The sequence below is a fragment of the Clostridium thermobutyricum genome (assembly GCF_000371465.1).
In the GTDB taxonomy this organism is placed as follows: domain Bacteria; phylum Bacillota; class Clostridia; order Clostridiales; family Clostridiaceae; genus Clostridium; species Clostridium thermobutyricum.
Genome location: NZ_KB850964.1, coordinates 1 through 3860, shown reverse-complemented (window position 1 = coordinate 3860; position 3860 = coordinate 1). Strand labels below are relative to the sequence as shown.

The window sequence follows — 3860 nt, the reverse complement described above, 5'->3', positions numbered from 1 at the left end:
AAATTTTAGGATAAAAATTAAGGAAAAAAAGGGCTTTTTTAGACCTGTTTTTTCCTTCTTGATACTATAGGAAACTATTTCCGCGCTACGATTTGCCCTTAAGCCAGTAAAATCAATGCTTAGAGCCTATTTTTAATCGTGAAACATATTTTTCCAATTGAACATTTTTACTTTAATATTTTTTCTTATAAATTTAGCTTAATTTTATATAATTTTTTGGAAATTCTACCCTTAATTTGACATAAAAAAAACCCTTGTTTATAATTTTAGGTGTTGAAGCTAAAAATTAAAAAACAATGGGTATTTTTTATTATTCTAAATCTTGCGGAATTTAGAATCTATATTATACCTAGTTTCAAAAAAAGAAAGTAACATTAAAAATAATTATTATTTCAAAATTTAAAGAAAAGAAGGAATAAATTATTTTTTATATGTTACAATCCAAAAAAGAAAGAAGGTATCTTTTTTATCATGTTACGATTAGATAATAACAAAAAAGAAAAAAATATTCAAGAAAATCCATATGAAAAAGAAAAAAATAAAATAACAAAAAAGAAGAAAAATAATATAAAATTATCAAAATTTTTAGAACCTTTAGTAAGCAAAAAAACTTTAAAAGATGTAAATGAATGTGGTAATTATATTGAATATGTTACTGATATTGAAGAAAAAAAGTACAAGCTTTATAGAGCATTTTTCTGTAAAAATAGATTTTGTCCAATGTGTTCTTGGAGAAAAAGTTTAAAGGATAGTTTATTAATTTCGATACTTATGAAGTACATTGAAACTGAATTAAATTACGAATTTGTATTTTTAACTTTGACTGTAAAAAACATAAAAGGTGATGAACTTAATGATAAAATCAAAGAAATGAATAAAGCATTTACTAAGATGTTAAAGAGAGCAGAAATTAAAAATTTAACTGAAGGTTTTATTAGAAAGCTAGAGATAACTTATCAAAAAGAAAAATTTATTACTAAAGAATTGTATGAAAAAAAATATGATTATTATAAAAAAAGAAATTTAAAAATTGGAGATTTAGAACCAAACTTTGATACTTTTCACCCACATTTTCATTGTGTAATTGCAGTAAAAAAACAAAATAGAAATACTAGAATTAATCAAAAAAGATGGAAAGAATTGTGGCAAGAAAGTATGAAAGATAAATCAATAACTCAAATAAGAGTTGATGATATAAAAAAGAAAAGTGATAACAAAGAAGTCTTCGAAGTTGCAAAATATTCTGCAAAAGATGCTGATTATTTAGTTAATGAAAATGTATTTAATTATTTTTATAAAGCATTAAAAGGGAAACAATTAATTACTTTTAGTGGGTGTTTTAAAGATGCTTTAATATTATATAAATTAGGAAAATTAGATTATTTAAAAGAAATTGATAAAACAGAATATGTTTATTGTGTTGGCTTAACTTGGGTTGAAAAAAAATATATTTTAGATACTTTTAGAGAATTAAGTGATGAAGAATATAAAGAAATAAATAAAAGATTGATTGATGAATTAGACTGTGAAATTGATGATTAAACATAATAAAAATATTGTTGAGTATATTATATATAATTAAATATAAAATTAATGTGATATAATAAATTTTGTAGAGCAACTACTATATTTAATTATTAATAAGATTATTAAAAAGACTATCTTAATTTTAAGTTGGTCTTTTTTTTATTTAGTCAATGGTGGAGATTTAAAAATTTTCGTGGCTGTTATTTGGATTAAGGAACGCTGATCCGAATAGCTGACTAAGAAAAATTTTAAATACTACCTTGATTTGCTATAACTAAATATACTAGAAACAAAGGGCGTTTTTTATAAAACGTCCTTTCGCCTTACGGCGAGTAATAAAAATTTTGATAAAACTTTTTTAAAAGTTTTGGGAGGAACGAAGTGGGAGGAACTGCCTAAAAGCTCAATGCAATTGCGAGTAAATCTGTTTTCAGATTATAACGAGCTATAATCTCACTTGATTATCAATTGATAATTATATGTATCAAAATAAGAGATTATGTTAGAATTGAGATAATACATATAAGGGAGTTTTTAAAATGGAATTTGCTTGGAATACTAAAAAAAATAAAATTACAGATGTTAAAGGTCTTCAAATGGAGCAAGACAGAGAGGGTAAAATAACTAATAAAGAAATAGACCTTACCAAAACTCACTTGAACTATGATTTAGCTGATAAAGAGATGGGTAGTAGTAGTAATTTATATCATAGAGTTAAAAAGCGTGTAGAAGCCGTTAGAAGCGTTTCTAGGATACAGAAGAACTCTGTGGTGGATTATTCTAATATAATTACTGTATCGAAGGAACAGGCTAAAATTTGGGGTATGGATAAAACTAAGGATTATTTGAAAAATGTTTATGATTATTTTTGTCATGAATTTGGAAAAGAGAATGTAGTTTCAGCTAAAGTTCATTTAGATGAAACAAGTCCTCATATGCACCTTCATATTGTCCCTGTAAACTTAGAGAATGGAAAATTACAGTCATCAGTTGTAATGACACCTATAAGAATAAATAAAGTGCATACAGAAGCTCCTAAGTATCTTAGAGAAAAAGGATTTGAAGTTGAACGTGGTTGTGGTAAGACAGAGGAGAATTTAGAAATTAAAAAATATAAATTAAAAAAACTTGAGGAGAACATAAAAAAACTTGAAGAAGATTTAAAGTTGAAAGATGAAAAAATAAAAACCTTAACTAGAGTAGAAAAAGAAATTGATGATATAAGTAAAATTGAATTTAAAAAAAATTTTATTGGTGGAAAAATTTCTATGTCAGAAAAAGATTTTGAAAATTTAAAATCTAATTTTATAAAAATAAAAAAAGAAAATTTAGAATTAAAATCTATAAATATAAAAAATAAAAGTGAAATTGAAAGATTAAATTTAGATAATAAATATTTAAAAAAAGACTTTAAGGAATTAGAAAATAAAATCGAAAAAAATAATTTTTATCAAAGACAATTAGATTATAATTATAATTTAATTTTTAAGTCTTTAGAAGGAAATAAAGAAGTTGGAAATTATGTTTATAATAAAGCCTTGAATTTAATTTATAAAGAAAATAAATCAATAGAAAAACAACTCATTGAAAAAAATAAAATTGAAGAAAGACTTTTAAATAAAATTGACAATCTAAAAATAAAAATTAATTTAGATGATTTAAAAGATAAAAATATTTTTGAAAAAAAAATTTATTCTGTGAAAGAATTTGATGAAAAATTTTTAGAAGAATGTATAGATTCAAATGAAAATTTTAAAACAATTGTTTTACTAGAACGCCAAGAAAAAGTTTTAGTTATAGATACTAAAATGAATTTTGAAAATAAAAGTTTTAAAAATCAAATTTTAAATAATAAAAAAATAATTCAATGTTTAAAAAAAGAATTTAAACCTGAATTCGATATTCAAGATAAACTTTTAAATAAAAATAATACTATAAAAAATACACATAAAAATTCAGTTGATTTTGATATGTAATAAAGGAGTTATTATGAAAAAAGATATTACTTTAGAAGATGTAAAAGAATTTATAAGAAAATATGGGTATAAATATGACCTAGCAATACAAGAAGAATTAGATAAAGTAAGTAAAGTATCACAAGAAGAAATAGAAAAAGAACTTAAAAAGAATGAAGATTTATATAAAAGGTTGGCTGATATGTAATTTAATAAAAATTATTAAAAAATACACTTAAAAATTCAGTAAATTTAGGTTTCTAAAATTGGAAATTAAAATGGAAAATTTTAGGATAAAAATTAAGGAAAAAAAGGGCTTTTTTAGACCTGTTTTTTCCTTCTTGATACTATAGGAAACTATTTCCGCGCTACGATTTG

At 22.5% G+C, this 3860-nt stretch carries 3 protein-coding genes; all 3 read left to right on the top strand.

Annotated elements, in window-relative coordinates:
* Positions 1–471 precede the first annotated feature (471 nt).
* The 3 genes from HMPREF1092_RS16320 (at position 472) to HMPREF1092_RS17405 (ending at position 3690) form a co-directional block, all read left to right on the top strand.
* Entirely contained in the window at positions 472–1542 is a 1071-nt protein-coding gene (locus HMPREF1092_RS16320; RefSeq protein ID WP_002599812.1) for a protein rep, read from the top strand.
* Between the two features lie 524 nt (positions 1543–2066).
* The gene (gene mobV / locus HMPREF1092_RS16315; protein WP_002599811.1) at positions 2067–3503 is read left to right on the top strand and encodes a MobV family relaxase; all 1437 of its coding nucleotides are present in this window, start codon (positions 2067–2069) and stop codon (positions 3501–3503) included.
* A 13-nt stretch (positions 3504–3516) separates the two neighbouring features.
* Positions 3517–3690, top strand: coding sequence for a hypothetical protein (locus tag HMPREF1092_RS17405; protein WP_002599810.1), 174 nt, complete (start codon positions 3517–3519; stop codon positions 3688–3690).
* Positions 3691–3860 lie beyond the last annotated feature (170 nt).